This is a genomic window from Pseudothermotoga sp. U03pept (genome assembly GCF_051235805.1).
GTDB lineage: Bacteria > Thermotogota > Thermotogae > Thermotogales > DSM-5069 > Pseudothermotoga_B.
In genome coordinates, this window is record NZ_JBPNXV010000001.1 from 14744 (window position 1) to 38233 (window position 23490).

A 23490-nucleotide genomic window follows, 5' to 3' on the forward strand; every position below is an offset into this window, starting at 1 on the left:
TCCTCAGCTGTAGAAAACCCATTTTCTTGACGTTTTGAAATAGAAGACGCATATTCCAAGGGAGATCAAAAATATAAACCATGCCATTGCAGAAGCATATCCCATGTTCCCATATCTGAAGGCATGTCTGTAGAGATATATTGCTATCGATAGACTGGCGTTGTTTGGCCCTCCACCAAACATGATCTGAGGTAGTTCGAAAAATTGAAGTGCAAGAATAGAAGAAGTGATGAAATAGTACAAAATAGCTGGGGTTATCAATGGCAAAGTTACTTTTCTGAAAACTTGCCATCTGTTTGCCCCATCTATTAATGCACTTTCATAAAACTCCTTCGGAATATCTTTCATTGCTGCCATGAGTATCATCGCTTGTTGACCTGCACCCCATTGTGCGATGAGAATTATTGTGAGTTTGACAAGTTTGTCGTCTGCTGTCCATAGAGGACCTGAGATACCGAATTTCGCAAGAAATCCATTCACAAGGCCCAGGTATGGATTGAAAAAATTCAGAGCGACCACAGCGAATGCATAAATGGGAACCACGGACGGCATGTACATTACTGCTCTGAAAAAACTTATACCTTTGAAATCTTTCACAAGCAGTAGAGCAAGCAAGATTCCAACTATTAAGCCAACGGGGACCAAACCGATGAAATACACGAATGTATTCTGAAGACTTTTTAAGAAAAGAGGATCATGAAATAGCTCCTTGAAATTATCGAATCCTACCCATTTCGGTGGCAAGGTTATATGATACTCGGTAAAACTGAAGAAGAATGAAGCGAAAATTGGGTATATTCTGAAGACCAAAAGGCCTATTATTCCCGGCAGAACGAAAAGCATAGCTGTGAGAAACTGTTTGTGCTTTTTCATCATATACGAGCGCAACGAACTCCACCTTCTGCAAGATGCAGAGCAATGCGCTCTTTCCTCCTTTCTAACATTAACGTCTTTGCCCTCCCTTTATGTTTTGCACTGTTATCTATCTTCCCTGAAGTGTATTGTATAGCGGCTTGATAGTAAACGATTCTCGCTCGACTGCCTTTACAAGTTTCTGCATTAAAAGCCTTCTTACTTTGCCGTGCCTTTCTATTGGCATTAGTGGTTTTTGTGTCTTTGAAATTACATACACTACAAACAGCAAGCCTCCTTAGGACTTTTTAAACTTGCATGAGAAAGCCTGAACTTGAACAGCACTCCGACTGTCTAATGTAGCCCGATAGAGCTGATGCCCCCTGGCTAAGACTTTTCAAGCCTCCACTTCTTTAAGCGGCGGTAGTTGACCACATCTGCTTTCCTGAACCTATGAAAGGAACAGCCACTCTTCTTACAAGAGCGGCTGTGTGATTTTTCATTTTTCTCTCATTTAGTTAACCATTTATCGAGTTCTTTCTGCACTTTTTCTTGTGCATTCTTAAGTGCTTCAGCTGCAGTCTTTTCACCATAAATAACTGCTTGCATTGCGTTAGTGAGCTCGTCCCAGAGTAAAGCTCCAACTGGAAGAGGCGGTCTTACATGAGCGGTTGGCAGCAGATCAGCGAAGATTTTCTGCTCTGATGGGGAAACACTCAGAAGTCCTGGGACGGCTTCTTTCAAAGTGGGGAGATGTTGGGTGTCAGCGGCGAATTTTATCTGTCCTTTTGTCGCCATGTAATGGATAAACTCTGCTGCTTCTTTTGGATGCTTTGCCCCCTTTGGTATAACAAGCGACCATCCTCCTGCCCAAGTGCTGTTTTTCTCACCGTATTCTGGAGCAGGTATGGAAGCTATACCGAATTCGAAGTCTTTTGGAGCTAATTGCATTATTTGAGCGAGTAGCCAGTTCCCATCTACTACCATCGCGAGTTTCCCAGCCAAAAATGGGTTTATTGGTTCTGCCCCACCTATGCTTGCTCCTGAGAAACTCATTCCAAACGAAGAAACGAAAGCTTCTAATTCTTTTATGTTGTATTTCTTCGCCCATTCTCCGAGCCATTCAAAAGCTTTCACAATTCTTGGATCATCGGCAAAGACTAGTTTCTGACTTTGAGCGTTGTAGAAAGTACCTCCAAAAGCCCAACCCCATGTATAATGCCACCCTTGGAATGCCCACGGTATGAAGCCAACCTGAGTATATCTTCCTGCTGCCTTCTTTGTGAGTTTCTCAGCATATTCCTCTAATTCTTTCAAAGTCACGGGAGGTTTGTTAGGATCCAATCCAGCCTCTTTAAAGAGTTTTTTGTTGTAGTACAGAGCTCTGTTGTCAGTGTCCCATGGCAGAGCCCACATCTTATTATTCCACAGGCATTCTTCAGTCGCAAAGTTGAAGAACTGCTCTTTCAATTTACCGATGTCGTAACCAAGTTGAACGAGATAGTCCTGTAATGGCTCGAGAACCCCATATGCGGCTCTTTGTGCCACGGTAAAGCGATCAAGATAATACACATCAGGCCCAGTTCCACCGGCAACCGCTGTCATGAGTTTCGTAATTTCGGTTTCTGATCCCGGAACGATGACAATATTCACTTTGATTCCTGGATGTGTTTTGTTAAACTCTGCCACGATTCCAGCTATGCTTTCTCTTTCTACAGGGTTTGTCATACTGTGCCAAAATGTGATCTCAACTACTTCCCCCAAAACGCAGAGTGCCAAACTGAGAACGAGGACCGTGAGGAATTTCTTCATGCTTTCACCTCCATAGAAGTAAGGTTTCCGACGAAAATGCTACATTGTTTTATAGAATATGTCAAACCTAATTGACGGTAGTATTATTTGAATTTAGCCAGTTATACCTGATTATCCTTGTATATACAAGATGCTACAAAGAAAAACTCACCATTACAACTTGTTACAACCACATGATTCTCTCACTATTAAACTCACAGGTACACGTTCCTCAAATTCAAGTGGTTCTCCTAAGAAAATTTTGACCAACTGTAGTGCGGCTAGTTCACCCATGGCCTGGAAATCTTGATGAACAGTGGTCAATCTGGGATATGCATAGAGACTGACTCTCAGATCGTCGAAACCATACACACTTATATCTGCAGGGATTTTGTACCCGTATTCCTTCAAGTATGTAATGCCTCTGATCGCAAGATAGTCATTGCAGAAAAATACAGCCTCGAGACCCTCTCTCTGGACAGTCTTCACAGCACTGTGGAAGTCCTTATCAAAGTCAGTGATCATCTTCCACGTGATCTCTGTGACTTCATCCTTGAGTCCATCAAATCTCTCTTTGACGCTGGAAACATCAAATGGTTCTTCTGTCACAAAGAGAGCGCTTTTTACATGATGTTTTTTCATGTGTTTGCCGACTATCTGCCCCCCGTTTCGATTATCGGAATAAACGACGGGTACCTTTGGAAAGCCTTCAATTATTCTGTCGACGAACACAACAGGAAAGTTTTCGTTGATCAAACCTAGTAACAAAGTGTCAGAAAGAGAACTGATGCGAGGTTCTATTATCAAACCTTTTATTTCAAGTTTCAGAAGTTCTCTTAACATTCTTTCTTCATGAATTGTGTTGGTGAAAAGTGCGTCTAAATTGAAAGGGATAACATCGATAGAGAATTTCTGGAAAGTTCTTACAATCCCAAACAACATTGAAGCGCGAGTGTCTTGATAGTTTGTTATCAACACCCCAATCCTTACACCCTTCAACTGTTCATGAACAGATGCTACAAAGGTTCCCAAACCTTGGATTCGTGTTACTATACCCTCGTATTCAAGGTTCTCGAGCGCCTTTCTGGCTGTTAGTCTGCTGACGTTGAACATTCTCGCCAGTTCATTTTCCGACGGGACCTTATCTCCAGGTCTCAATTCCTTGGAAAGAATCTTGGCCTTTATATAATCCATTATCAGAATATAAGCAGGCTTCATGTATACTCCTCCCTTTTTGCGTTCCGTACGAACGAAAGAATCCTGTGTACTCTGTCTGTGTAGCACGAACACAATGGATCTATTCTCAAGTATACAGCAATGAAGCTTGACGTGATCGCAGATCATGCGATGAATGCAAGAGACAGGATAATTTCATTTTTGGTAAAAAAGCACAAGTTACTAAGAAGGTTTTGCACAATTTCGCAAATTGACGTCTGTTGTTGGCTGAAAGGACGTATTTGCCTGAAATGTGAAGCTAATCTCTTATTACACATATTACAGAAACTGGATAACTTAAAGGCTTATGGCATAGAAACCTCTCTATCCTTGATGATGGGTGTTTGCTCTTGCAAACGTTGAAAGACTGCAGAAATGTGAAGGACAAATGCCAGTTCAGTCGGATCAAGATCTGAGGAGACGATCAGGTTTGCTCTGACGAAAAACGAGGTCAGCATCATTGTTATAGGAAAGGTATTAACCCTCATTATGACACCACAGAGAATTGTTACGAGATGTTGTTATGACTATTGACAGAAATAATCTCCAAATATATAATGAGATGTGGAAATAAACTCCAAAGGTGGGAGATGAAGTGAGAGAATTACCTCGAGGCATAATAATAAGCTGTCAGTTAGAACCCGGAGATCCTGTGCAAGACATCTCATTTGTTGTGAACATGGCAAAAGCTGCTGAATTTGCTGGTGCAGTGGCAATTAGAACAAATGATGCAAAACACGTGAGAGCCGTCAAACATTCAGTTCACATTCCAATTATTGGCTTGGTTAAAGACAGAAATTACGAAGCATTCATAACTCCTACTTTTGAACATGCAAAAAGTGTTATAGAAGCTGGCGCTGATTTTGTAGCGCTTGACTGTACGAGAAGAGAAAGACCAATTCCCTTGTATGAACTTTTCGAACAGATACGATCAGCTTTTCCTACGGCTGGTATCATAGCAGACATCGCCGATGAAAACGATGCAGAAATGATAGCTCCCCTCAAGCCGGATTACATAGCAACAACTTTGTCTGGATATACAGCTTACACAAAAGATGTTATCTTACCAAACATTGCTCTTGTGGGAAGACTCTGTGCAAGATTTGAAATACCTGTAATAGCTGAAGGTGGTTATTTTACCGTTGATGAGGTACGACTCGCTTTTCAAATGGGTGCGCACGCTGTTGTCATAGGAACTGCCATAACAAGACCTTGGTTGGTTGTTAAGAAATTCGTGGAGGGTTCAACCACTTTCATAAAGGGGAGGGATGATGGATGAGGAAATTGTTGATTTTGCTGATTGTAGCAATCGTGGTTTTAGCTTTTTCTGTTAACAAGGTAACTATGGTTTATTGGCCAGGACCAGAAAGTGAGGCGATGGAAAAAGTCGTGGCTCACTGGAATTCCACTGTTGGAAAACAGATAGGGATTGAAGTTGAAGTTGTGAATTTCTCAAGAGAAGGCTTTTGGGAAAAACAAGAAACTTTGCTCAATGCTAGATCATCCTCTGTGGACATAGTTTTTGTTACGACTTACATAATAGGTAGGCTTGCGCCCCATCTGGTAGCCTTGGAAGGTTTTGATCTGAAGCCAGAGTTATTCATCGCATCAGCAGTCGAAAGCATGTCTTACGAAGGACTTGTTTATGGCCTACCCTTGGACGTCAGCAACCATTTCTTGTATTACCGAAGGGATTTGCTCGATAGGCTGATGAGTGATCCTGCATGGATCAAAAGATACGAAGAGCTGAGTGTGAAGTACTTAGGTAAAAAGTTGTCTCCTAAAAGACCAGAAGAATGGACCTGGGACGACTACAAAGCAGTAGCCCTCTTTTTCACAAAAAAGTATAATCCAGATTCTCCAACAGCGTATGGAAATGTTCTACAAATGAAAAATCTGGTTTACAACATCATGATATGGAACGATGTTCTTTGGTCCATGGGAGGTCAGTGGTTTGACACAGAAGGTAAATTCAGCATAAGGACAGATGCGGCAAAAGTTGCCGGTCTTCTGTTTAGAGAACTTTATGACATGGGAACAGTACCACCCGGAGTAACTACATATGAATTTGGCGAAGCAAACGAGGCTTTTAAGACTGGCAATGCCTTTATGATGATTCAGTGGTCTGCCGCTTACCGTATACTGACTGATAAGAACGAATCACCCTTAGTTTTCGACAAAGTCGGGCTTGCTCCTGTGCCTGGGCCAAGGCCATCTACTCATGTTCATTGCCTTGGTGTAGCTCTTAGCAAATACAGCAAGAAGAAGGATGCAGCCCTAAAGTTCCTGTCCTTCTTAACAACTGAAGAAGCTATGAAAATGTATGCAGTAAATGGGGGTATTCCTCCTGTGGAAACAGTCTTGAAAGCTATGGGTGATATTCGCCCTGAGTTTCCGGTAATAGCCGAGCATGTCAAAAGATATGGCTATGTCGAGACCACGGTCCCGCAAACAATGGCCATTCTTGAAATTATGTCGAACAAATTGACAGCATACTGGACTGGACAAATTCATCTGGAGGATGCTCTCGAGCAAATTCAAAAAGAATGTGAAGCCTTACTAAAGTGAGTGAAGTGACGTATTTGTACAATCCCCCGCTGTTTTTGCGCGGGGGATTTCTTAGTAAGGTGAAGAAGCTTGGAAGGAAAGGAGTGGAGAACTATAAGTTACGCTAAAAAAAAGCAGATTACAAATTCCTTATTCCTGCTTCCTTTGATCGGTCTGATAGTATTTTTTGCTTATCTTCTCGTGTCTTTATTTTATATAAGTCTTAGGAATGTGTATTTTGGCATCCTTGAGGATTCAACATTTGTCGGTGCTGAGAATTATGCAAGGTTACCGTACTCTAGGACATTTTGGGCTTCATTAAAGTTTAGTTTAACGTTTGGCTCGGTAACAACACTCATTGAATTGATTTTAGGTTTTATCCTAGCTTATTTCTTCTACTCAAAGTTTCGCGGTATGAAACTGTTGTTCACCCTTCTCATAAATCCAATGTTTATGGCTCCTTCGCTGTTCGGCCTCATGAACAGAATACTGTTTAACAATTTCATAGGGCTTGTGCCAGGTTACGTGAAATTTCTCTTTGGTATAGACATAGATTTTTTCAGCCCTAAAAATATTTTTTGGACTCTGGTTGGTATAGATGCGTTGCAATGGACAGCGTTTGTTTTCCTAATTATTTATGCAGCTCTACTAGGGGTCCCGGTGGAATTGATAGAAGCTTCCAGCATAGATGGTGCAGGAACCATCAATAAAATCCGCTACGTTCTTTTACCTTACATACGTCCTGCCATTGCGACAGCAGCATTCTTGAGGTTCCTTGAGTCATTTAGAGTTTTTGATTCGATCTACGTACTCACAGGGGGCGGTCCAGGTAATTTGACGACGAGCATCAGTATTTTTATCTACAGAACAGGGTTCACGATGGGTGATCACGGTTTATCAGGTACAGCGGGGATAGTATTGTTTCTGATAATGCTAGCCCCAGTTTTGTGTGTTGTTAAGCTGATCAAAAGAAAGTGGTGAGGACATGAAAAGGAAGAGAACCTTTCTAGACTGGTTCGTCTTACTTCTAATCATATTGGTTTTTAATCTACCACTGATCAATGTTGTGATGACTTCGCTCAAAGACAATGCTACTATCTCACAGTCACCACCTACCTTGGTTTTCCTTCCAAAGCTCAAACATTATGCCGACATTTTCACGAGTCCCACTTTTCTCTTTTCAAAATTCCTCGTTAATAGTCTGCTTATTGCGCTACTTTCTTCTACTATTACTGTTTTTATTTCCCTTACAGCTGCGTATGCAATTGTAAGACTGCGAATAGGTTCACCATCACTTATTGCTTTTATAACCAACCTAAGAGCTGTACCACTTATAATATTTGCCCCATCAGTTTATGTTTTGTTCAAACACCTCAACCTGGTGGATACAAGAACAGGTATAATTCTGATACACATACTTGTTAATGTCCCTATTGCTTTACCTTTGCTTGCCAGTTTCATGCAGGACATACCAAAAGAAATCGAGGAATCAGCTTTTCTAGATGGTGCTACAAGGATTCAGACTCTTATCAGAATAATAGTTCCAATGCTTTCGTCATCAATAACAGCTGTATTTATCTTGAGCTTTATATACTCTTGGAACGAATTTCTCTTTGCTCTAATCCTGAGTATTAAGAAGGCTACCACTCTTACTGTTGGCGCTAGTTTGTTCATAACTGCATGGGGAGTTCAATGGGGAAGAATCGCAGCAGCCACAACACTTGCAGTGATACCTCCGTTCATATTCGCTTTCTACATTCAAAAGTACCTTGTGGAAGCATTCTCAGGGGGTATGAAAGAATGACTTATGCGATGGGCGTCGATATCGGAGGTACAACAGTTAAAGGAGGTGTGGTAGAGAATAATAGAATACTATTCAAAAGTGTGAGACCTTTGAATAAACGAAAACCCTTGGATACCCTTTGCAAGGTGATAGAAGACTTACTCACGTATGATGAGAAACCTCAGTTTATAGCCATCGCCACAGCTGGGAGAGTTGACTCAGACAAGGGCTTAATTCTATACGCATCTCCCAATGTACCTAATTGGTCAGGATTATCACTTTCGAGGATTATAGAGAACCAATACAAAGTTCCTTGTTTCGTTCTCAACGACGCGCGTGCGGCTGCACTGGCTGAAGCCAGGAGTCGGAATGTTTCAAATTTAGTTTTGTTAACAATTGGCACAGGGTTAGGGGGAGGTATTGTTCTAAATAATCAGCTGGTTTTCGGACACTGTTGGGAAGCTGGTGAGATGGGTCACACGATACTCAGACCAAATGGCAGAACTTGTAATTGTGGTAAGAAAGGGTGTGCAGAAACATATATCTCCATGAAAATCCTGCACAAATACTCACACGAAAAAGACAGGAAAAGGTTGATAGATAGATTCAAGCAAGGAGATGCACAAGTAGTTTTGGCTGTGGAAAAAGTATGTGAAGATCTAGCCATATTAGTTGATAGAATTTTTCTCACTCTGGACCCAGAAGTGGTTGTAGTCGGTGGTGGTTTTTGTGAACTTGGTTTAGGGGCACTTGAGATCCTCAGAAAACATGTTCGGATATACTCTGACAAGTCACTGTATAAAGTTTCGCAAATCGATTTTTCAGTTCTTGGTAATGATGCTGGTATAATTGGGGCAGCAATCCATGCTCAAGAAAGGTTACTCGGGAGTCGATTGGATGACAGATGATGTTCGAACAATCATCAAAATAAACCAAAGGCATTTTACTGAAAAAGAAAATAAACTCGCCCAATTTGTGATTGATCATGCGGATGAAACGATTGATATGAGTATAACAGAACTTGCCGATGAGATTGGTGTAGGTCAAGGAACGATCGTGCGTTTTTGCCAGAAACTCGGTTTCTCTGGTTTTCATCCTTTCAAGATAGCCTTGGCAAGAAGTCTTGGGCGTCAAGAGGAAAGGACAAATCAGTCAGATGTACTGTCTATGGTCAGGGAGAATCATGTCAAAGCAATAGAAGAAACCTCAAAACTGTTGAAATTGAACGAGAAGGTAATTTGTCAGTGTGCAGAAAAGATATCAGCGTGTAGGAGCCTCTATTTACTCGGTGTAGGTGCTTCTGGTGTAACAGCACTCGATGCATACTACAAATTCATGCGAATAGGACTAGATGTGAAGTACATGCCAGACTCACACCTCCAAGTTATGAGTATGTCGAGATGTGATGAAAAAGACTGTGTAATTGCGTTTTCCCAAAGTGGTTCAACAGCCGTTGTAGTTGATATGGCACAGCTCGCAAAACAAAATGGAGCCTGTGTGATTGCCATTACAGGTTACAATAAATCGCCTCTTACTCAGTATGCAGATTTTGTGTTGCTCACTGCTATCAGAGAAAACCCATTTCAAAGCGGTGCAATACGGTCGAAAATAGCGCAATTGCATGTCTTGGAGGTACTTTTTGAACAAACTAAGTTGCTTCTCGGGGAAAGAGCTATTCAAAATGTGAACCGTACCGCGCGTTCTGTCGAAAGGTGGATATACTGAATCAAATCGAAGCCGACGATTCTCCGCTTTTAATCGTTTTTTAATCAGTCCCCAATAGAGTTGAAACGAATCGAGCATCTCTTCACAAAACAGTCAGGAACTCTGCGAGCCTTGGAACCTCCTCGACAGTCGTATCGAGCCGCACCAAGCACACCTTACCCTTCAAGAATGAGAATCTTCGCGATTCACCGAAGATCTCAATGTATTTTGAAGGGAGGAGATAGTATGTTAAAGAAAATTCTGATCACGGTGGTTGTACTGACTTCGATCGTTTTGAACGCGGCGCAGTTCAAAAGGACCATTGAGGAGCGCATTGAGATCCAGCACGATGGCTCAGCGATCATCACGAGAACCGAGTCGGTACCACCTTCGGAGCTATCGAAATATTATAAAATCTACTTCGACCAGCTCCAAACAGATATGACGCTCCTCAGGAAACTTTCGAACGAACTTGGCAAATCGTATTATTTCCTGTACGGGACAACTCCTTCTCTTACGATCGGCGATCTTCAAATTCACCCAAGCGATGGCTTCAAGTGGACTGTGAGAATGAAAGCCCAGGGTTTCTTGAGCTACGAGAACAAACAGTTCGTCTTGGGACGGAAAAGATTCGAAGGGGACGAAAAGTCGATCGCAGCGGCTTTGCTCAGGTACTTCAAGAACGAGCTGGACGAGAAGATTTTCATCTCCGTGTTCCTTGGTTCTGAGAAGAACTCCTTGGAGACTACAAAGATCACAGAGGTGGTCCTGCCTGAGGGTTCCATCATCGAGGCGATATCACCCGCACTGCCGACGCAAAAAGAGGCTGGCACGACGTGGAATGTGGATTTCGGCGGGCAAAACACTTATAAAGCAGTGCTGGAGAGAAAACCACGAGGATATGTGCTGAGAGAGACCATCAACATAACCGGTGGTGCACCAAAGAACTTGTTAGATCCAACCATGAGCGCTGTTGTGCTGAGCAACCTGCGTGACTATGCATCTTTCAAGGTAATCTTTTCCAACCAAAAGATCAGGGGTGAAGGTTTGACCAAGCCAGTTCGTCCTCCAGAGGAAATCATGAGAGACAACTTCTCGGGCAGCTGGGGTTTCAGCGTCTCCTCGGGAGAACTTTTCTCGTACACTTTCAGCTCTGGACCACTCAGGGTAACGCCAAAGATCACCGTCACGCTCGCTTTCAATGTTTCGTTGACATGGGAACACGAGTGGGTGCAGACTGGTTGGTTCTCTTGGAGCTACAGACTCAAAAAGTTTGAAACGGCTGTGTCGTTCTCACCTTCTTTGACTCCTTCACTGGAGGTCTCTTCGGGTGGCACTCTACAGGCAAGCTGGTCTAAGGACCTCGCAAGAAAATCGACAGTCCTGGTTTTTTGGGTGGGCACCATCCCAGTGGTGTTGGTCTTAGAGGCAAGTCTGGATGTCGAGGCGGAGGCACTTATCAGAGGTTCAATAGGACTCAGTTTCTCCTCAACTTACGCGGTGAGCACATCTTTAAAGGTCACCTACGAAAACGGCAGCTGGAGAACTACTCCAACTTACAATGTCAATTACTCAAATGTACGCTTCCAAGCCAATGCCAAAGTTGCAACTGATACAACCGGGCGACTACCATTCACGCTCGCTGCGTACATTTATTACGTTGCAGGACCGTTCGTGAGGTTCACACCTTCGATCAAAGGAGAGACATACACAACAGGATCTTCAAACCAGGTCGGTTATCGAATAAAAGGTGGAATAAGTACATCCGGAGGAGTTCAGATGGCTGGATGGCTGCAGAGTCTGTGCGGTGGCATTCCGTCGGTGAGTTACCAGTTCTGGAATTGGGAAAGGGAACTTGCAAGTGGTACGTACACCTTCTGAGGAGCAAAGCTTCTAATGAACTTTTAATGACCAAGTTCTACATATTCGAATATATGCCCATCTGATCAGATGGGCGAGTCGAGGGGGGATTAACATGGTCAAGAAAGTGGTGCTGGCTGCGACGTTGGTTATGGTACTGATTCTCACGACGGGTGCTACCTTCAAGAACAAGACTTGGGGAACAGACTTCCCCTACATCGGTGCGTTCTTTCAACACAACGATGACTACGTCCGGTTCTACTGTACCGAAGACATGCATCGCTTCTACTACATGACAGCGAAGGACGCTGACGCGTACGTGGAATTTTACGTCGACGGGAAAAGGCAAGGAGTCGTGCACTGGCTACCAAAAAACAAGTGGAACGGGAAGCACTTCTCCATAGCGAACTGGGCGCATTTTGACCTCGTTGGTTCAACTTACATCGGACACACGGTCGAGATTCACTTCCGAGAGAACACTACAGTTAACGGTAAGTACTGTCCAGAGAATGACATAATGATCAAACTCGCTGACAACAGCTGGGCAACTCTGTGGAAAGGCGTTGATTCGACAACCTACTGCGACCTGGATCTGTTTGCGAAATGAAGCTTCGAGAGTTTTTTGATGAATTTGAAGCTCGGTTGCGAAGGGGTTTGGAAACTTTCCAAAAAACAAGGGGAGGACATCGTTCCTCCCCTTTCAAATTCTGGTAGCGGGGGCAGGATTTGAACCTGCGACCTTTGGGTTATGAGCCCAACGAGCTGCCGGACTGCTCCACCCCGCAACGCTAAGGATAATTATACCCTCTTCGATAGTCCTTGTCAATCATTTGAAGCTCAGAAAGAGCCTTGCGTGAACTGCCCATGACTAAAATCACGGGCTTCCTGCTTCATTGACCGAGCTTGCTGCTGAAAAGCTAAAGTTTTACTTCCCAACAGTAGAGACCCAATCTCCACAGGTATAGCCGTTAAGCTCGGGTCGTCCCAACCCTACGTGTTTATCATAACATAAATCACAGAATAAATCGAGTGTGAAGACGCTTGTTTTGACACATATAAACTATTCATGTCTGAAGACACGAGAATGTCGTTACGCTTCAAGGGAAGAAGAACTGTCTTTGAGGCTGTGAAAATCTCTGCAAACTGGTGCCGGGGATCGGACTCGAACCGACACGGAGGCTCCCTCCAGCGGATTTTAAGTCCGCAGCGTCTGCCTATTCCGCCACCCCGGCAGCCAAAGTATTCTTCTCAACGGTTCATTATACCAGATACGACAATATCTTTTCAAGAAACAGCTTCAAGTATCATCAATCAATGCTTTAGAAAGATTTCAAGTAACCAACAAGAATATCTTGCCATTCATATTCTTTGTTGTTAGTGCTCAAAGGTGCAGAAGATTTGAGAGTGCAGGTACGATTTTTCATGTGATTAAAAGGTGCAGGCTAAAGAAGAACATCAGCACAAGGACGTTAGAATGAAAGAAGAGTATACTTGAAGGTAGGAGATGAGTTCTTGGCGAGCAGATTAAGTGTAAATAAAGTGCTGACTGTTATAGGTTTAATCCTTGCGTGGACCCCGTTGGTATTTCCTGTCTTGCTCTCCGTAATAAAACTGATGGAAAGTGGTGTATTTTTGTTTGACTTCTTAATGCCTGCAGAGATGTTTCTGATATTTCTTTCAGGAGCGGTTCTTCTTTTTTGGATCTCACTGAGAACAAAATACTACATGAAGCATATTGGGCTTGGATTGCTATCAGCAGTTCTGCTTTTGTTCACAGGGCAAGGCATAGCTGTTGTAACAGGTCTTGCTTCGGGTGACATAGAATCCAAAGGTTGGCCATTTATACTAGTACTCACAGCGATAGTCTTGTATATTTCAGCTGTTGTTGAAACTGGCATAGCAGGTCTTTGCTTACTTAGAAAGATAAGTTCAAATCCTGCGGTGAGTTCCAAAAGTAATAATTCATAATGTGCCCCCTTATAGAGAAGTCAAAAGCATCACTCAATAAGCATGCATGTCTATCATCTTTGAAACCGAAGTGAAAAGGATAATGTTTTTCGCCACGGAACGATTATCCAAAGTTTTGGACGTTGGTGTGTTATAGTCGAAAGCCTTGGGAATCAGGGTTTTTGTACAACAGAGAAGCAGCATAATCATAAAATCAAAGTTTTTGCGTGTCAATGTATAATTAAATAAAGACCAATCTATGGAAACTGGATGAATCTTTTGAGGAGGTTATTTGTACGAGTAGAAGAAAGAAGGCTTTTATTAGTGGTATCTTGCTTGTCCTAACGCTTGTTGTGAATGCACTGGGAGCCTTTGGTTTTATCAACGGGCGTTCACAGAAGGACGTTTCCGATTCGTATCCTACATTGATAACACCGGCACCCTCCACATTCAGTATCTGGAGTTTGATCTATATTCTCTTGATTTCCTCCGTCTTGGTTATGATAATAAGGCACCAGGACAGTTATTACGGCAGAATGATCGATGAGATCAGTCTACTGTTTTGGTTATCTTGCATCTTCAATATTGTTTGGATCGTGTTGTTCTCTTTTGACCTGATAGGACTTTCAACATTAGCGATTTTTGGACTGCTTTTAACAGATGTGTTCATCGTTCAGAAGATTGGTAAGCTTCAGACTCAGAGAAGATTCCTGTTCCCGGTAACTTTCGGCTTGTACTCCGGTTGGCTGTTCATTGCAACGGTAGCGAATATAACTCTTTGGCTTGTGAGTGTTGAGTGGAAAGGCTTCGGTATATCTTCTGAGATCTGGGGTGTGTTGATTCTTTCGGTTGCGGTTTTACTCACGTGGCTGGTTTTGTCGAAGATCAAGAATGTCATTTTTCCTCTTCCCATTGCTTGGGCGTACTATGGCATATACAAGAATCTGACATCGCCAGAAGGATTCAACAAGCAGTACGAAATATTGCCTAAGATAGCACTGATAGGCTTGGTTGTGCTTGTTGGCATATCTGTGATTCAGTTTTACAAGAACAAATACTGTTCAATGCCCATAAGAGAAGACGAAAGGCCTTAGAGATTAATTGCCGAATGAATAGTCCCCGAAGCAAACCTCAACAATCGTGGTGAAATTATTGAGAAAAGCAAGAGCTTTTGAAAGGATGAATTTCGAGCTCCCGACACTGAAACGAGGCAAAGTCATAGATATCGATCCATTTATGTTGGATTTAAGGTGTGATTTTGCAAAGATCAAAGAATAACTGAATTTGGTTGCCAAGAAATATTTCCCTGAATCGTAGTCTTATGGTTGTGAAGTCATTGATGACAATCATTTTTGTGTACTTTTTATGCATTATCCAATCTAACCAGAACATATTTTATTTGCTGTCTGGTTTTTTTCCATCTGGCTCTTGCTTTCAACTTTTTCACTTATTCTCAACTTTGGTGTGTGAGTGTGAGTACAAAATTCCTTGTGAACTTTGAACACTTATGAATAAACCAAGCCCCCCATCCCCATAGAAAAAGATAACGCTTTATGGAACTTAGTATTCCCTATCTGAGAAGATGACAGAATCTCAACTACATCTGGACCATCCACACACTTTGCAGCTGGTGCACCCTTCTTGCATTATCAACGAGTTCTTCGAAAGACAAGATGGGCAGTATGTGTTTCCGTCCAAATCTACGTAGTAACCTTGCTTCCATTCAAGGCCATTTGCAACCACGAATTTCTCTATTTCTTCTGGTGTCTTAGCCGTTCCGTCTATCTTGAGAAATTCATCTTGTACGATTTCTTTCTGTGTCCAGAGCTCCGCGAAATCCTCTATGGCTTTCTTGATCTCATACCCAACATTTCTCACGTACTCTCCTTTTACCTTAACCAGTTGCTCGATGATCTCTTCTACAGAAACACCTGCACGTAGTGCCGTTGAGGAAAGTCTTCCGATAGCCTCAGCAGTTTCAGTACCATTCGACAAGAAAATTTCTATTGCTTCACCAGTGTCGTCGAAGGAGACAGTTATGTAAGTAGTGCCAGAAGGTGTCTTGTACTTTCTCGTAACGCTTCGAAGGGTTTCTTTCCTCGGTTTCGCCCTCAGTCTGTGTTTTTCATCGAGGATGAAGAATTTGATTTTAGGCGCATCTTTCGTTTTCACAGACTTTGCCGATGTCAAAACTTGTGTTTGCAGTGAGCCATCTCGATAGACGGTCAGTCCCCTTATTTTGTGTTTCAGAGCTTCAACGTAGATTTCCAGAACATCTTCGGGAGTGGCGTTGTTGGGCATGTTTATAGTTTTTGAGATATTGTTGTCGACATAAGATTGGAATGCCTCTTGCATGAGGAGGTGATCCATGGGCTTTATGTCGTGTGAAACGACGAAGATCTTTTTGAGTCTCTCATCTACGTCCAGATGTTTCATAGTCCCATCTTCGATGAGCTTATCTTTTATTCTTTCGAGTAAATCAGCTGGGATCTTCTTTTTGAGAACTTCGTTAACATAAAACAATGCCTCTCGTTCATTACTGCTCTGTTTGTTGACATATCTCACATAAGCGAGTAAGAAGTTTGGTTCAAGTCCAGAAGAGGTATCGGCAATGTTTGAGATAGATCCTGTAGGCGCAATTGCAAGCACAGCAACATTTCTCTTGTATTTTCTTGCCAATGTTCTGAAATGTTCAATCAGTTCTTGATCGTATTGGCTTTCGTCCATCGAGAATGGTATGAAGTTTTCCTCTGTGCGGTATCTGCTCCTTTCGTAAAGAGGGAAGTTGCCCTTTTCTTCTCCAAGCTTGGAGGACTCTTCATGTGCATTCAAAGACATGAAAGCCATTATGTCTCTTGCAAGTTTTCGTGCTTCTTGTGAGTCGTATGGAATCTCCATTTTGTATAAGAGATCTGCAAATCCCATGATTCCGAGTCCAAGTCTTCTCGAGTCTTTGACGGCTTTGGTGATCTTGTCTATGGGAAAGACACTGACATCTATCACGTTGTCTAAGAATCTCACCGAGAGCCTAACGACTCTGGCGAGAGCCTCCCAGTCAAAATGTCCAGAATCATCACAGAACTTCGCCAAGTCTATAGAACCAAGATTGCACGCCTCATAAGCCCCAAGCCCTATTTCTCCACACGGGTTTGTTGAGATTATTTCCCTCTCTGGGTAGAGGGCATAGTATCTGTTCATCTCTCCCAAGAAGACCATTCCTGGGTCTCCTGTTTCCCAAGCATTCTGCGCCATCTTCTCAAAGATTTCTCTGACTCTAAGATCTTTTTGCCCTTGCCATCTCGGATGCGTCAGTTTGACTGTGCCGTTGTTCTCGTACATCCTCAAAAGTTCCTCGCGTCTCATTGGAATACCAATGGAAATGTTGAAAAACCTCAACACCTTTTCACCATCGTTTCCCTTCTTTGCAGAGATGAACTCGAGTATATCTGGATGATTGATGTTCAGTATGCCCATTAATGCACCACGTCTGCGATAGCCCTGTTCTACAACAGACACAGCTGAATTGAAGACATGCATGAAACTTATCGGTCCTGAAGCCTTGCCATGAGTTCCGGCAACGAAACTTCCATTAGGTCTCAGTGGACTGAAGTTACTACCTATGCCTCCTCCGGCTTTTGTTATCAAGGCGTATTCCTTAACTGCAGTGAAGATGCCATCTATACTGTCTTCAACTGGCACAACGAAGCAAGCAGAGAGCATGTGAAGATGATTTCTCGAGCTCACTATTCTTTCGTAGTCCTCTAAGGTCATCTGCTCAATCGGTTTGTAGAGAAGGTTGTGTTCCACACCCATTCCAGCGTTGAAAAGTGTGGGACTGTTTGGGATAAAAATCCTACTTGCCAGCAAATTGAAGAATTCTTCTTCAAGAGATTTCACGAACTCGAGTTTTTGAGTGCTGGAGAATTGCTCGAAATTGGGGTTATTCAACAGTTCGGCGGTTGCAATCACCCGAGCAACACGACGGGCAACATCATGCCATGAGTTTTCCAAGAACTGCCCATCTGGTGCTTTGATGAGATACCTCTCTTTGAGTATTTTCGTCGCGTTTTCCGACGGTACGATCTCTTTGTACCTTTGAATAAGATCTGAGTACATAAAAAATCAAACCCCCTTCCGGGGGAATTATACTACAGATTGTGTATGGTGGCAAGTAGGTACTATATATTGTATTCTTGTGACACAACATAATGGACCAAGGTTTTGAAGAAAACCGTTATGTCCACATACTCAACAGGTACACTGCAACTTAAGGTTACTGGGGCAAAACATATTATACCCCTTATACCTGCTTTTTCCAATCTTTCTGCAACAGCCTGTGCAACTTCCGCGGGCGTCGCTATGACGGCGATTTCAGCATGGTTTTGATCGATGAAGCTTTCGAGATTTTCCATGCTGGAAATGGTTAAATCATCGGTTATCTTCGTTCCTATCTTCTTGGTATCAACGTCGAAAACTCCAGCGATCTCAAAGTTGTGTTTTTCTATTTGCTTGAACCTCGCTATGGCTTGGCCTATATTACCTGCACCGATTATCACAACTCTCCATTTCTTGTTGATTCCGAGTATTTTCTGAATTTCGTCCATTAGATATTGTATGTTATAGCCAATTCCACGCCTTCCAAAAGTTCCGAAATAGGAAAGATCTTTGCGCACCTGTGAATCTTTTATTTGCATCAGCTGGGCAAGTCTTTTAGAAGAAATGCTTTCTTCACCTTGTTCCCTCAGCCTTTCAAGACATCTGTAATAGATAGCAAGCCTTTTGATGGTTGGTTTTGGAATGCGGTTCATGTCAAACCCCCTTAGTTCAGTTTTTCACAAGATTATTTTACCATCAAAATCGGCTCAAGACAACCTTTCGTCTTCACCAACGACAGAGACTGAGTTGAACTTTTAAACAGGACAATTCACAAAGGTTGCGGGATCAATCCATCTTAAAGATAACCTTCAGCGATCCTTTGCCCGCTCTTTCAAAGGCTTTATCGTACTCTGAAAGATCATAGATCGCTTCGATCAAATCACGAACTTCTAAGCCCTCTTTTAAAGCCCATATAGCCTTGGTAAAAGGTCCACATCGGGAACCGATTATCTTTATCTCGTTGACTGCTACTTTGCTCAGATTTATAGTCATTTCATCAGCGATCGTTGATTTCAAAACCACCGTTCCTTCGGGTTTCACAAGAAAAAGTGCTTGTTCAATGCCAGATTTTCTTCCGGTTGCATCGATGACAATATCAAAGTATCGGTCATACCTTTTGAAATTCTCTGATAGTTCTGTGGCTGTCCACCGTGCTCTTAAAAGTTTCTCTGTATGTCTTCCGAAGAGCAGATGATTCACTTTTGAAAAGCTGAGAGCCTTTGAGATGATCAAACCGAGTTTGCCGTCTCCCAAGACTGCTACACTTTGAGAATTTGTTATCTGAACCTGCTCAAGTATTCTGAAGGCTGCCGCGAGTGGTTCAATGAAAACTGCCCTTTCATCTTCCACTTCATCTGGTACCGCGTGAAGATTCTTCAGAGGTAGCAGTACATACTCGGCAAAGACACCATCATAGTCTCTTATGCCAACTACCTTGATACTTCTGCAGTGTCTGTGTAATCCTTGCAAACAGAGATCACACTTCTCGCATGGAATATTTATCTCTCCTACAACTCTCTTGCCAATCAATTGCTCTGGACCTTCCTCAACCACACCGACGAATTCATGACCCAAGATCCCTCTGAAATTCATATAACCCTTGAGAATCTCAAGATCTGTGTTGCAAATACCAGCCATTGTAACCTTGATGAGTGCATGATCGGCTTTGATCTGTGGTCTTTCGATGTCCAACAATTTGAGTTTTTCACCGTCGTAAAATAATGCCTTCACAGTTCATCACCCAATTTCTCCATCTTGCTAAAAGCTCCTTTCACTGATTTGGCAAGTCTTTGTGCTTCATTCACTGCCATTCTCAATGCCTCTACGCGAGTTTTCGAGCGCAACAGATGTGAGATGAGAACGACATCAAAGACGTCTCCACATCCAGTTCTGTAAAGATACTCTACACCATCTCCATCTACAAAAAGTTCTTCCCATCTTGCTCCCTTTGGTCCAAGTTTGACCACGTGGCAGTTGATTTTCTGAGCTTCTCTTTCATTGCCGATTATCAAAAGGTTGTTGCGATTGAGTTTTTCTGAATCCAAGTTTGCAAGCGGACCGATATCGAGAAATACCATTTTGTCTTTGAAGAGCTCAAGGAGCTTGTAGATACTCTTTGGAGGGACCTCGGTGTTAACAAAAAGATAATCGAACTGTGCGAGCTGTTCTTCATCTATCTGTATCTCGACTCTATTAACTCCTCTGTCAACGGCGATAGGTCTTTCATTATAGGCTATGTGGTAACCTGTGCGGTCTGGAATTCTTCTGATACCTTCGGTGCTGAACTCGAGTTTCTCCAGGTGTTGAAGGATCAATTCGGCTCTGTAATCTGTACCGATGTTCGAGAAGAACTGGACATCAAATCCCTTCTTTTTCAATCCATAGGCTACGTTCAGCCCGGAACCTCCGCACATTTCTAGTATTTCTGAACTGTGTGGCTGTTCACCATATATGTAGACATCCCAGAAGGTTCCACCCACAACTGCAACTTTTATGAAGATCACCCATCGAAAAGTATAATAGAAATCGGGGTGAGAATGTGAAGATTAGATTTGGAAATATCGCAGATACATTGGTTGGAGTAAAAGAAATAGAGGTACAAGAAAGCAGTCTAAAAAAGATCTTTCAATCTATCTCACAGAGTCTAAACAAACGTGTAGAACTAATAGTCGACGAGAAGGAAGAGAGTGTCTATCTTCTGGCAGAAAAAGATGGCAAACTTTCAAAGAGTTGGGTTGTTGCTCTGAACAACGGGATCAACATCTTAGATGCCGATGTTAATTCGTTGAGAGAAGGTGAATTGGTAATCTTTGTGCCTGTGAGTGGTGGTTGAGAGATGTTTGAAAGGCACAACGAATTACTCGGTGAGTGTATGGAAAGACTCCACAAAGCAAAGGTCTTTGTCGCCGGCACAGGTGGACTTGGCTGCGCTGTTTTGTCATTGCTTGTCAGAACAGGGGTTGGTAGTCTTTGTTTTACAGACAACGCTTCTGTTGATGAGCCAGATTTGAACAGGCAGATCTTGTACGATCGAGATAGCCTTGGAAAGAAAAAAGTAGAAGAGGCGTTGGTCAAACTGAAAAGAATAAGTCCATCTTGTGAGTTGCTGGCGATTGAAGATACTATAGATGAGAGCTTCAATTTACCTGATGTTGATGTTGTCGTGGATTGCCTTGATAACTTCAAGTCGAAGTTCGTACTCGATGAGCTGTGTCAGAGAAGGTCGATCCCACTTGTGCATGCCGGTGTCGAAGGGTATATCGGTCAAGCCACGACAATCGTCTATGGCAAGACTCCAACATTAAGAAATTTGTTTAGGGGCGTGAACGATCACAGGGTAAGGCAGGTTTTTCCACCCTTAGTTGTATTGATGGCGAGTGTACAGGTAGCTGAGGTGATCAAACTCATCTGTGGCATGAAAGACTCGTTGGTGGGTGAAATCTTGCTGGTCGATCTTCTAAGAAACAGTTTTGAAAAAGTGAGAATCGTCTGAACTGGTGGTGATATTGTGAAAAGAATTCTCGTAACGGTGTATTTTCTCGTAGCAGCCGTCTTGTATGTTCTAGTTTACGGTACGATTGTTCTACTCATAGGTTTCATGATAAAGCTTTTCGCTAGCAAAGAGAAAGCGAGAAGATTTGTGGATAAACAGATAAAGATCTTTGGCAGAAATGCTTTCAAGTGGATGTTTTCACCGATAACTGTTTTGGGTGTGGAAAACATACAGAGCAACTGCCTTGTGGTTGCAAATCATCAGAGTTTGATGGATATACCTTTGATTCTTGGATATATAGGACCGATGCCAATGGTCGCCAAGAAAGAGTTATTGAAGGTTCCTGGTGTGAATTGGTTCGTCAAGTACATGGGAGGATTTTTCTTGGATAGGAAAAATCCCGTGGAAGGTGCGCAGGTGATCAAGAAAATCATGAGGACTCTGTCGAGTGGGCATTCTCTCTTGATTTTCCCCGAAGGGACTCGTTCCATAGATGGTACTGTTGGCAACTTCAAGACGGCTATCTTCAAGGTGGCAAGAAAACTTGGTGTGAAAGTTCTGCCTGTTTCAATTTGGGGTACAATATTCTTGGTACCCAAGCGCAGCCTCTTTCTGAACCCGGGTCCTGTGTCGATGATCATTCACCCACCGATCGATCCATCGAACTTTTCCAATGAAGAAGAACTCACCAGAAAGGTAGAAGAAACCGTGCGTCTTGGGGTAGAACGGCTCAAAGCCAGCGGAGGTGATCTGAAATGAGAAGGGCTTGGATCAAGGCATTGGTATTGGATAAGGTACACAACTCCCCTGTGGTCATACTTGGTATCGAGGGCACAAACAAGGTGGTACCCATATGGATTGGAGCTTGTGAGGCAAACGCCTTGGCAATAAGTCTTGAAGGGCTTGGGTTTCCAAGACCACTCACACATGATTTGATTGTCAACATCTTGGAAGCCCTCGATGCTCGTCTTGAAAAGGCAGTTATTCATTCTGTGAAAGACAACGTCTACCATGCAACATTGGTGATAAGGGATTTGACGTATGTCGAAGGTGAAGAAGACGAAGGTTCGGATGAACACGCGTTAATAGAAATAGATGCCAGGCCATCTGACTCAATCGTTCTTGCTGTGAAAAAGGGTATACCAATCTATGTGAGCAATGAGATAGTGGATGAACACGCGATCGATTTGCAGATACCAGAAGAGACTTCAGATGAAGAGTTCAAGAAATTCATTGAAAACTTGGATATCGACAAGTTCAGACAGATGCTCAGAGACGAGCCAAAGGAAGACCAAGAGGATGAAGAATGAAGAATTCCTCAAGCAGTTCAACGAAAAGTTAGCAAAGTTGATAGGTTCTTCAACGAAAGTTGAGGAAGCGATGAACTACAGTCTCTCATCTGGCGGAAAACGACTCAGACCACTTTTGATAAAACTTTCCAGCGAGGACATGTCAGTAAAGATCGATTTGGTTTGGCATCCAGCGTTAGCGGTTGAACTGTTTCATACAGCTTCTTTAATTCACGATGATCTACCGCAAATAGACGACTCACCACTTCGGCGAGGAAAACCTTCTTGCCATATGGTTTATGGAAATGACTTTGCCATACTCGCAGGGGATGGTTTGATGTTGAAGGCATTCGAGGTACTCAGTTTGTCTGATGCCACTCCTCTGCAAAAGGCAGTTTTGTTCGAGGTGTTCTCAAGGGCAACTTATGATGTCTTGATAGGTGAATCATTGGATGTTGAATACACTGGTAAAAGTGAGGAGCTCGGTAACGTCTTGAGAATGTATGCGAAGAAAACAGGTGCACTTTTTGCTTTCTGCTTGGCTTGTGGACCAATACTTTCTGAAAGGTTTGATCTGATCGACAAGCTGTCGAAGTTGGGAACTCTGCTTGGTGTATGGTTTCAGATTATCGACGATCTGAAGGATCTTCTGGCTGATGAGAAGCAAACCGGCAAATCAGTGGGAAGAGATAAAATTCTTGGCAAACCCACAGTAGTGAGTATCATGGGTGTGCAGAAAGCCCAGATCTTTGCCGATAATTTATTTAAGGGAGTTATCAACAGGTTAGAGAAACTGCAGATGAAAGAACTGACAGGTTTTCTCAGAAGTTTTGCCAACTGAGAGAGTGAGAATG

The 23490-nt window shown here is 42.8% G+C and carries 23 protein-coding genes and 2 tRNA genes; 15 read left to right on the forward strand and 10 right to left on the reverse strand.

Annotated features, from left to right (window positions below; translation table 11 throughout):
* Positions 1 to 3 precede the first annotated feature (3 nt).
* The 4 genes from ACSFC1_RS00085 to ACSFC1_RS00100 form a co-directional block, all read right to left on the reverse strand.
* Complete coding sequence (locus ACSFC1_RS00085) at positions 4 to 876, reverse strand: carbohydrate ABC transporter permease (protein WP_435564108.1); 873 nt, start codon at positions 874 to 876, stop codon at positions 4 to 6.
* 106 nt (positions 877 to 982) lie between these two features.
* Positions 983 to 1132, reverse strand: a complete 150-nt coding sequence (locus ACSFC1_RS00090) for an RRXRR domain-containing protein (protein ID WP_435565950.1) — start codon at positions 1130 to 1132, stop codon at positions 983 to 985.
* A gap of 230 nt (positions 1133 to 1362) precedes the next feature.
* A complete protein-coding gene (locus ACSFC1_RS00095) occupies positions 1363 to 2664 on the reverse strand; it encodes an ABC transporter substrate-binding protein (protein WP_435564109.1) in 1302 nt (433 codons plus the stop codon).
* A 153-nt stretch (positions 2665 to 2817) separates the two neighbouring features.
* Positions 2818 to 3861, reverse strand: a complete 1044-nt coding sequence (locus tag ACSFC1_RS00100; RefSeq protein WP_435564110.1) for a GntR family transcriptional regulator — start codon at positions 3859 to 3861, stop codon at positions 2818 to 2820.
* Between the two features lie 592 nt (positions 3862 to 4453).
* Here ACSFC1_RS00100 and ACSFC1_RS00105 point away from each other — a divergent pair.
* The 8 genes from ACSFC1_RS00105 to ACSFC1_RS00140 all read left to right on the forward strand — a co-directional run bounded on the left by ACSFC1_RS00105 (position 4454) and on the right by ACSFC1_RS00140 (position 12359).
* On the forward strand, positions 4454 to 5137 hold the full coding sequence (locus ACSFC1_RS00105; RefSeq protein ID WP_435564111.1) for an N-acetylmannosamine-6-phosphate 2-epimerase: 684 nt from the start codon (positions 4454 to 4456) through the stop codon (positions 5135 to 5137).
* Positions 5134 to 6426, forward strand: coding sequence for an ABC transporter substrate-binding protein (locus ACSFC1_RS00110; RefSeq protein WP_435564112.1), 1293 nt, complete (start codon positions 5134 to 5136; stop codon positions 6424 to 6426). The genes ACSFC1_RS00105 and ACSFC1_RS00110 overlap by 4 nt, the downstream gene beginning before the upstream one ends.
* A gap of 69 nt (positions 6427 to 6495) precedes the next feature.
* Positions 6496 to 7386 carry a carbohydrate ABC transporter permease gene (locus ACSFC1_RS00115; RefSeq protein WP_435564113.1) on the forward strand — a complete coding sequence of 297 codons (891 nt, stop codon included), beginning with the start codon at positions 6496 to 6498 and terminating at the stop codon, positions 7384 to 7386.
* A gap of 4 nt (positions 7387 to 7390) precedes the next feature.
* A complete protein-coding gene (locus tag ACSFC1_RS00120; RefSeq protein ID WP_435564114.1) occupies positions 7391 to 8209 on the forward strand; it encodes a carbohydrate ABC transporter permease in 819 nt (272 codons plus the stop codon).
* Positions 8206 to 9096 carry an ROK family protein gene (locus tag ACSFC1_RS00125; RefSeq protein ID WP_435564115.1) on the forward strand — a complete coding sequence of 297 codons (891 nt, stop codon included), beginning with the start codon at positions 8206 to 8208 and terminating at the stop codon, positions 9094 to 9096. The genes ACSFC1_RS00120 and ACSFC1_RS00125 overlap by 4 nt, the downstream gene beginning before the upstream one ends.
* The gene (locus ACSFC1_RS00130; RefSeq protein ID WP_435564116.1) at positions 9086 to 9913 is read left to right on the forward strand and encodes a MurR/RpiR family transcriptional regulator; all 828 of its coding nucleotides are present in this window, start codon (positions 9086 to 9088) and stop codon (positions 9911 to 9913) included. The genes ACSFC1_RS00125 and ACSFC1_RS00130 overlap by 11 nt, the downstream gene beginning before the upstream one ends.
* Before the next feature lie 225 nt (positions 9914 to 10138).
* Entirely contained in the window at positions 10139 to 11773 is a 1635-nt protein-coding gene (locus ACSFC1_RS00135; RefSeq protein ID WP_435564117.1) for a hypothetical protein, read from the forward strand.
* 94 nt (positions 11774 to 11867) lie between these two features.
* Positions 11868 to 12359, forward strand: coding sequence for a hypothetical protein (locus tag ACSFC1_RS00140; protein WP_435564118.1), 492 nt, complete (start codon positions 11868 to 11870; stop codon positions 12357 to 12359).
* 101 nt (positions 12360 to 12460) lie between these two features.
* Here ACSFC1_RS00140 and ACSFC1_RS00145 read toward each other — a convergent pair.
* Together ACSFC1_RS00145 and ACSFC1_RS00150 are read right to left on the reverse strand one after the other, a co-directional pair.
* A tRNA-Met gene (locus ACSFC1_RS00145) sits at positions 12461 to 12537 on the reverse strand.
* A gap of 359 nt (positions 12538 to 12896) precedes the next feature.
* A tRNA-Leu gene (locus ACSFC1_RS00150) sits at positions 12897 to 12984 on the reverse strand.
* A 280-nt stretch (positions 12985 to 13264) separates the two neighbouring features.
* On the opposite strand from ACSFC1_RS00150, the gene ACSFC1_RS00155 reads away from it, so the two are divergent.
* A complete protein-coding gene (locus ACSFC1_RS00155; RefSeq protein WP_435564119.1) occupies positions 13265 to 13720 on the forward strand; it encodes a hypothetical protein in 456 nt (151 codons plus the stop codon).
* Between the two features lie 311 nt (positions 13721 to 14031).
* Positions 14032 to 14793 (forward strand): TspO/MBR family protein, encoded by a 762-nt coding sequence (locus tag ACSFC1_RS00160; protein ID WP_435564120.1) that lies wholly within the window; start codon positions 14032 to 14034, stop codon positions 14791 to 14793.
* A gap of 499 nt (positions 14794 to 15292) precedes the next feature.
* Here ACSFC1_RS00160 and ACSFC1_RS00165 read toward each other — a convergent pair whose 3' ends face one another.
* The 4 genes from ACSFC1_RS00165 to ACSFC1_RS00180 form a co-directional block, all read right to left on the reverse strand.
* Complete coding sequence (locus ACSFC1_RS00165; RefSeq protein WP_435564121.1) at positions 15293 to 17815, reverse strand: adenosylcobalamin-dependent ribonucleoside-diphosphate reductase; 2523 nt, start codon at positions 17813 to 17815, stop codon at positions 15293 to 15295.
* A 62-nt stretch (positions 17816 to 17877) separates the two neighbouring features.
* Entirely contained in the window at positions 17878 to 18507 is a 630-nt protein-coding gene (locus ACSFC1_RS00170; RefSeq protein ID WP_435564122.1) for a redox-sensing transcriptional repressor Rex, read from the reverse strand.
* Positions 18508 to 18640: 133 nt separating this feature from the next.
* Entirely contained in the window at positions 18641 to 19585 is a 945-nt protein-coding gene (locus ACSFC1_RS00175; protein WP_435564123.1) for an MDR/zinc-dependent alcohol dehydrogenase-like family protein, read from the reverse strand.
* Positions 19582 to 20358 carry a PfkB family carbohydrate kinase gene (locus ACSFC1_RS00180; RefSeq protein ID WP_435564124.1) on the reverse strand — a complete coding sequence of 259 codons (777 nt, stop codon included), beginning with the start codon at positions 20356 to 20358 and terminating at the stop codon, positions 19582 to 19584. Before ACSFC1_RS00180 ends, ACSFC1_RS00175 begins: the two co-directional genes overlap by 4 nt.
* Positions 20359 to 20393: 35 nt before the next feature.
* Here ACSFC1_RS00180 and ACSFC1_RS00185 point away from each other — a divergent pair, with 35 nt between their 5' ends.
* The 5 genes from ACSFC1_RS00185 to ACSFC1_RS00205 are packed head-to-tail and all read left to right on the forward strand — an operon-like array spanning position 20394 to position 23477.
* Entirely contained in the window at positions 20394 to 20687 is a 294-nt protein-coding gene (locus tag ACSFC1_RS00185) for a hypothetical protein (RefSeq protein ID WP_435564125.1), read from the forward strand.
* A gap of 3 nt (positions 20688 to 20690) precedes the next feature.
* On the forward strand, positions 20691 to 21347 hold the full coding sequence (locus ACSFC1_RS00190; protein WP_435564126.1) for a HesA/MoeB/ThiF family protein: 657 nt from the start codon (positions 20691 to 20693) through the stop codon (positions 21345 to 21347).
* Between the two features lie 15 nt (positions 21348 to 21362).
* Positions 21363 to 22106, forward strand: coding sequence for a lysophospholipid acyltransferase family protein (locus ACSFC1_RS00195; RefSeq protein ID WP_435564127.1), 744 nt, complete (start codon positions 21363 to 21365; stop codon positions 22104 to 22106).
* Positions 22103 to 22657 carry a bifunctional nuclease family protein gene (locus ACSFC1_RS00200; protein WP_435564128.1) on the forward strand — a complete coding sequence of 185 codons (555 nt, stop codon included), beginning with the start codon at positions 22103 to 22105 and terminating at the stop codon, positions 22655 to 22657. The genes ACSFC1_RS00195 and ACSFC1_RS00200 overlap by 4 nt, the downstream gene beginning before the upstream one ends.
* Positions 22647 to 23477 carry a polyprenyl synthetase family protein gene (locus ACSFC1_RS00205; RefSeq protein WP_435564129.1) on the forward strand — a complete coding sequence of 277 codons (831 nt, stop codon included), beginning with the start codon at positions 22647 to 22649 and terminating at the stop codon, positions 23475 to 23477. The genes ACSFC1_RS00200 and ACSFC1_RS00205 overlap by 11 nt, the downstream gene beginning before the upstream one ends.
* Positions 23478 to 23490: the final 13 nt, after the last annotated feature.